Source organism: Streptomyces malachitofuscus (assembly GCF_055571035.1).
This window is the reverse complement of record NZ_JBVIGA010000064.1, coordinates 1-6,526: the sequence shown is the minus strand read 5'-3', so window position 1 is coordinate 6,526 and position 6,526 is coordinate 1. Positions and strand designations below refer to the sequence as shown.

Below are 6,526 nucleotides of genomic sequence, written 5' to 3'. Positions count from 1 at the left end.
CTGAACGCCTGACCAGCATCAATACTCGCCGCACCCGCATGACCCAACACCACCGCCACCTCACCCAGCACCAACTCCACCAAGTGACGCCGCTGAGCCTCCAGGGGCAGGCCGGTGAGGCGGTCCGCCAGGGAGTCGCCGGTGACCGAGCCGGTTCCCGCAGCCGTCGTGCGTGCCGTGCGGCGGGGCCGGCGGACCAGTCCGCGCAGCATCGGTGGCAGCTGTCCGGCCCGTGCCTGGTCCGTCAGGGCGGCGAAGTCGAACTTCACCGGTACGAGCGTGGACGCCTTGCCGGACAGTGCTGTGTCGAGGAGGGCCAGGCCGTCCTGGGTGGGCAGCGGGAGCACTCCGCCACGGCCCATGCGGGCCTGGTCGGACTCGCTCATCGTGGCGATCATGCCGCCGGACTCGGCCCACAGGCCCCAGGCGAGGGAGACGGTGGGCAGGCCCTGGGCGCGGCGCCACTGGGCGAAGGCGTCCAGGAAGGCGTTGGCCGCCGAGTAGTTGCCCTGGCCCGGGCCGCCGATGACTCCGGCGGCGGACGAGAAGAGGACGAACGTGGAGAGGTTCATCCCCTTCGTCAGCTCGTGGAGGGTCAGCGCGGCGTCGACCTTGGGCCGGAAGGACGCGCCGATCCGCTCCTGCGTCAGGCTCGCGATCACACCGTCGTCGAGGATTCCGGCGGTGTGGACGACACCGGTCAGGGGTGCGTCGGGCGAGACCGTCGCGAGGAGCTTCTTCACAGCCCGGCGCTTGGACATGTCGCAGGCCACGACGGTGACGCTCGCGCCGACGGCCTCGAGTTCCGCGGTCAGTTCCTCGGCGCCGGGCGCCTCGGGTCCGCGGCGGCTGGTCAGCAACAGGTGGCGCACGCCGTGTACGGCGACGAGGTGCCGGGCGACGAGTCCGCCCAGCGTTCCGGTGCCGCCGGTGACGAGCACCGTGCCGGCGGGGTCCACGACCGGTCCGTCGGTGTCGGGCTCGGCCGGGGCCCGCACCAGGCGGGGTATGTGCACGACGTCGGAGCGCACCGCCACCTGTGCCTCGCCGCCGGCCAGGACACCCGGGAGGGCCGGCCGGGACGCCTGGATCTCGTCGACGTCCATCAGCAGGATCCGGTCCGGGTTCTCGGCCTGCGCGGCGCGCACGAGGCCCCAGACGGCGGCGCCCGCCGGGTCGGTCACCTCGGTGTCGCCGGTGACGCCGACCGCGCCGCGCGTCACGACGAGCAGGCGGGTGGAGGCGAGTTCCGGCGCGGCGAGGAAGGCCTGGACGATCCCGAGGACGCGGCCGACGAGTCCGCGGACCCGTTCGGCGCTGACGACGCCGTCGATGGCGTCGACGACCAGGACGTCCGGCATCGACGCGCCGGAGCGCACCAGTTCCTCGATGTCCAGAGCCATGGACACCGGGTGCGGGACGACCGCGGTGTCGCCGCCGTCGGCGGCTTCGGTCGGCACGGCGGTCCATTCGACGGCGAACAGGGCGTCCGTGTCGGAGCCGGCCCGGCCGGAGGACGTGAGCTGCTCGTCGGAGACGGCGCGGAGCACAAGCGACTCGACCGACGCGACCGGGGCGCCCTCGCTGTCGGCGAGTTCCAGCGCCACCGACTCGGGGCCGGTAGGAGTCATGCGGACCCGCAGGCTGGTGGCGTCGGCGGCGTGCAGGGTCATGCCGTTCCAGGCGAACGGCAGGATGAGCTTGCCCTCTTCGGCCTTCCGCTCGGTGAAGGCGCCGCAGTGCAGGACGGCGTCGAGGAGCGCGGGGTGCAGCCCGAACCCGGCCGCCGCGTCGGCGTCCTCCGCGGGAAGCGCGACCTCGGCGTAGATCTCCTCGCCGAGGGTCCAGAGCCTGCTGAGGCCCTGGAACAGGGGGCCGTACGCGTATCCGGCGTTCGCCTGCTCCTCGTAGAAGCCGGTCAGGTCGACGGGCTGCGCGCCCTCGGGGGGCCAGACGGCGAAGTCGGTGTCGGGGGCCGGGGCGTGGTCGTCGAGCTGGCCGCTGGCGTGGCGGGTCCAGGATGTGCCGGACTCGGCCTCCTCGGGCCGCGAGTACACCGCGACGGGGCGTACGCCGTTGGTCTCCTCGCCGACAGAGACCTGGACGCGTACCTCGCCCTGGTCGGGGAGGAGCAGGGGGGCCTCGATGACCAGCTCGCGCAGGGACCGTGCGCCGACCTCGTCGCCGGCGCGGATCGCGAGCTCCACGAGGGCGGTGCCCGGCAGGAGAACCGTGCCCGAGACGGTGTGGTCGGCGAGCCACGGCTGCGCCGCCAGCGACAGCCGGCCCGTGGCGAGAACGCCGCCGGTGTCGGGCACGCTGATCACCGAGTCCAGCAGCGGATGCTCGACCGCGAACGCGGGATCACCCGCCGGCACTGTGGAGTTCAGCCAGTAGCGCTGGTGTTGGAAGGCGTAGGTGGGCAGGTCGACGCGGTGGGCACCGGTCCCGGAGAACACCTGCTCCCAGTCGACCATGACACCGCGTGTGTGCAGGTGCCCCAGCATGCCCATCAACGCCCGGTCCTCCGGCACGTCACGACGCAGGGACGGCACACAGTCGCCCGCGATCATCCCGGACAGGACACCATCAGGGCCCAGTTCGAGGAACGTACCGACCTTGTGCTCGCGGAGGGTCTGCACACCGTCGTGGAAACGGACCGTGCCGCGCACGTGCTCAACCCAGTACTCCGGATCGCACAACCGCTCCGGCTCCGCCACCTCACCCGTCAGGTTCGACACCACGGCGATCGTGGGGGTGTTGAAGGTGAGGCCGGAGACGATCTGCCGGAAGTCGTCCAGCATCGGGTCCATCAACGAGGAGTGGAAAGCGTGCGAGACCCGCAGCCGCCGCACCCGACGCCCCTCCAAACGGCCCACGACCTCCTCGACAGCCGCCTCGGCGCCGGAGAGGACCACGGACGTCGCGCCGTTCACCGCCGCGACACCCGCGCCCCCGACCAGCAGCGGCACCACCTCGTCCTCCGACGCCTCGACCGCCACCATCACCCCACCCGACGGCAACGCCTGCATCAGACGACCCCGCGCCACCACCAGAGCAGCCGCATCCTCCAACGACCACACACCCGCCACGAACGCGGCCGCCACCTCACCGATGGAGTGCCCCGCGAGGAAGTGGGGCCGCACGCCCCAGGACCGTACGAGGCGGAAGAGCCCGACCTCGACGGCGAAGAGGGCCGGCTGGGCGTAGCGCGTCTCGTCGAGCAGCGCCGCATCGTCGCCGAAGACCAGGTCCTTCAGTGAGCGGCCCAGGGGCCGGTCCACGGCCGCGCACACCTCGTCGAAAGCCTCTGCGAACACCGGGAATGCCGCATACAGCTCACGCCCCATCCCGACCCGCTGCGCACCCTGACCCGTGAACAGCACACCCAGACGCCCGGCGACCACCGACCCCGGCTCGACGGACGCAAGACGCTCGCGCGCCTCCTCCACCGAGCCGGCGACCACCACCGCACGACGCTCCAGATGCGCACGCCCCGTCGCCAACGAGAACGCCACATCCGCCAGACCCAGCTCGCCATGCCCTTCCAGATGTCCGGCAAGCCGTTCCGCCTGGGCGTGCACGGCTTCCGACGTCCGCCCCGACAGCACCAGAGGCACCGGACCCTCCGTCACGGTCGGCTCTGGAACCTCCTGTTCCACGGCCTCCAGAATCACGTGCGCGTTCGTGCCGCTGATCCCGAAGGAGGAGACGGCCGCCCGGCGCGGACGGCCGGGGAGCTGCGGCCAGTCACGGGCCTCGGTCAACAGCTCCACCGCACCGGCCGACCAGTCCACCTTCGGCGACGGCTCGTCCACGTGCAGCGTCTTCGGCAGCACCCCGTGCCGCATCGCCTGCACCATCTTGATCACACCCGCCACACCCGCGGCGGCCTGCGCATGACCGATGTTCGACTTCAACGACCCCAGCCACAACGGCCGGTCCTCGCCCGACCGTTCCTGCCCGTACGTCGCGAGCAGCGCCTGCGCCTCGATCGGGTCGCCCAGCATGGTGCCGGTGCCGTGGGCCTCCACCGCGTCCACGTCGGCCGCCGACAGACCGGCATTGGCCAGCGCCTGACGGATCACCCGCTGCTGCGCAGGACCGTTCGGCGCCGTGATGCCGTTGGACGCACCGTCCTGGTTCACCGCGCTGCCCCGCACCACAGCCAGGACCTCGTGACCGTTGCGCCGCGCGTCCGACAGACGCTCCAGCAGCACCAGGCCCACACCCTCCGCCCACGACGTCCCGTCCGCACCCGCCGCGAACGACTTGCAGCGCCCGTCCACCGCCAGGCCCCGCTGCCGCGAGAACTCGACGAAGCTGCCCGGGGTGGCCATGACGGCCACACCGCCGGCGAGAGCAAGCGTGCACTCGCCGTTCCGCAGCGCCTGCATCGCGGAGTGCATCGCCACCAGCGACGACGAACACGCCGTGTCCACCGTCACCGCCGGGCCCTCGAAGCCGAAGGTGTACGCGACCCGGCCCGACACGATGCTTCCGGCGGCCGCGGCCGCCTCGTAGTCGTGGTACATCAGGCCGGCGAAGACGCCGGTGCGGCTGCCCTTCAGCGTGGTCGGATCGATACCCGCCCGCTCCAAGGTCTCCCACGAGGTCTCCAGCAACAGACGCTGCTGCGGGTCCATCGCCAGCGCCTCACGCGGACTGATTCCGAAGAACGCTGGGTCGAACTCCCCCGCGTCGTGCAGGAACCCGCCCTCCCGGACGTAGGTCTTGTCGGGCAGGCCGAGGGTGGGGTCGTAGATCCCGTCGACGTTCCATCCCCGGTTCTCCGGAAACGGTGAGATGCCGTCGCGTTCCTCGGCCACGAGCCGCCACAGATCCTCCGGCGACGCGACGCCGCCGGGCAGCCGGCACGCGGCCGACACGATCGCGATCGGTTCGGTCCGGGCCGCGACGGCCCGGTCGCGCTCCTCCTTGAGCTGCTCGTTCTCCATGAGCGAGGCGCGCAGTGCCGCGACGATCCTGTCCTCGGACACAGACATACTTGAGTTCCTCCGTAGGCCGCGACGGGCTCAGTTGGTGGTGTTGCCCATCGCGCGTTCGATGAGGCCTGCGACATCCATGTCGGCGATCAGATGCGCGTCGTTCTGTCCGGCTTCGGCGGAGTCGCCGCCGACGTTCGTGGCAGCGGGGGCCGCGTCCACGAGGCGCAGCAACTGCTGCAGGACGCCCAGTTCCTGGAGTCGGGTGAGGGGGACGGTGGCGAGTGCCTTGCGCAGCCCGGCCTCGTCCACGTCGGTGGGTTCCACCGTGCCGGTCGCGGTGTCCGGGATCAGCTCCGCGCGGAGGTGATCGGTGATCGCGGCGGTCGACGGATAGTCGAAGATCAGCGTGGCCGGCAGCGGGACGCCCGTCACGCCGGCCAGCCGGTTGCGCAGCTCGACCGCGGTGAGCGAGTCGAAGCCGAGTTCGCTGAACGCCTGCCCCGGCGCGATGTCCGCGACGTCGCCGTGCCCGAGGACGACGGCGACCTGGTCGCGGACCAGGTCCAGCAGCATCTCCGTCTGCTCCTCCTCCGGGAGCCCTGCCAGTCGGTCCGTGAGGGACGCGGTCGGGACGGGTCCGCCGGCGGCGGCAGTACGGCGGGGCCGGCGGACCAGGCCCTGCAGTTTGGGCGTCAGCTGTCCGGCCCCCGCATGCGCGGCCAGGGCCGTGAGCTCGAACTTGATGGGCACCAGAGCCGGTTCGCCGGCACCGAGTGCGGTGTCGAAGAGCGCCATGCCCTCGTCGACGGACAGGGCCCGGACTCCGCTACGCCGCATACGTGCCTGGTCCGCCTGGTCGAGGACACCGGCCATGCCTTCGGTGTCGCCCCACAGGCCCCAGGCGAGCGAGACGGCGGGCAGGCCCTGCGCACGACGCCACTGCGCGAAGGCGTCCAGGAAAGCGTTGGCCGCCGAGTAGTTGCCCTGACCTGCTCCGCCGAGCACGCCTGACGCGGAGGAGTAGAGGACGAACGCGTCCAGATCCAGGTCACGGGTGGCCTCGTGCAACGCCAACGCCGCGTCCACCTTCGGACGGAACACCGACACCAGACGCTCCGGCGTCAGCCCACCGAACACACCGTCATCCAGCACACCAGCCGTGTGCACCACACCCGACAAAGGAGCATCCTCCGGCACCACCGCCAGCAGCCCCGCCAACGCCACAGGATCAGCGACATCACACGCCGCCACCCTCACCACCGCACCCGCAGCCTCCAGCTCAGCCTTCAGCCCGACAGCACCCGACGCCTCCAACCCCCGCCGGCTCACCAACACCAGACTGCGCACCCCATGCACCGCCACCAGATGCCGGGCCACCACCGCACCCAACGTCCCCGTACCACCCGTGACCAGCACCGTTCCACCCGCACGGAACACCCGCCCAGACACAGCAGCAGCGGCCTGCGCCGGCACACGCACCAAACGCGGCACCCACACCCCACCCGACCGCACCGCCACCTCGGACTCACCCAAAGCCAGCACCCCGGCCAGAACACCCCCCGCCGGCACCGGCTCAC

The 6,526-nt window shown here is 71.7% G+C and carries 2 protein-coding genes; both read right to left on the bottom strand.

Going from position 1 to position 6,526, the window contains the following annotated elements; genetic code table 11:
• Positions 1-5,000: type I polyketide synthase (locus tag ACZ44S_RS38995; RefSeq protein WP_466938232.1), on the bottom strand; the 5,000-nt coding region annotated here is incomplete at its 3' end.
• Between the two features lie 36 nt (positions 5,001-5,036).
• On the bottom strand, positions 5,037-6,526 hold a 1,490-nt coding region (locus tag ACZ44S_RS38990; RefSeq protein ID WP_466938229.1), incomplete at its 5' end, for a type I polyketide synthase.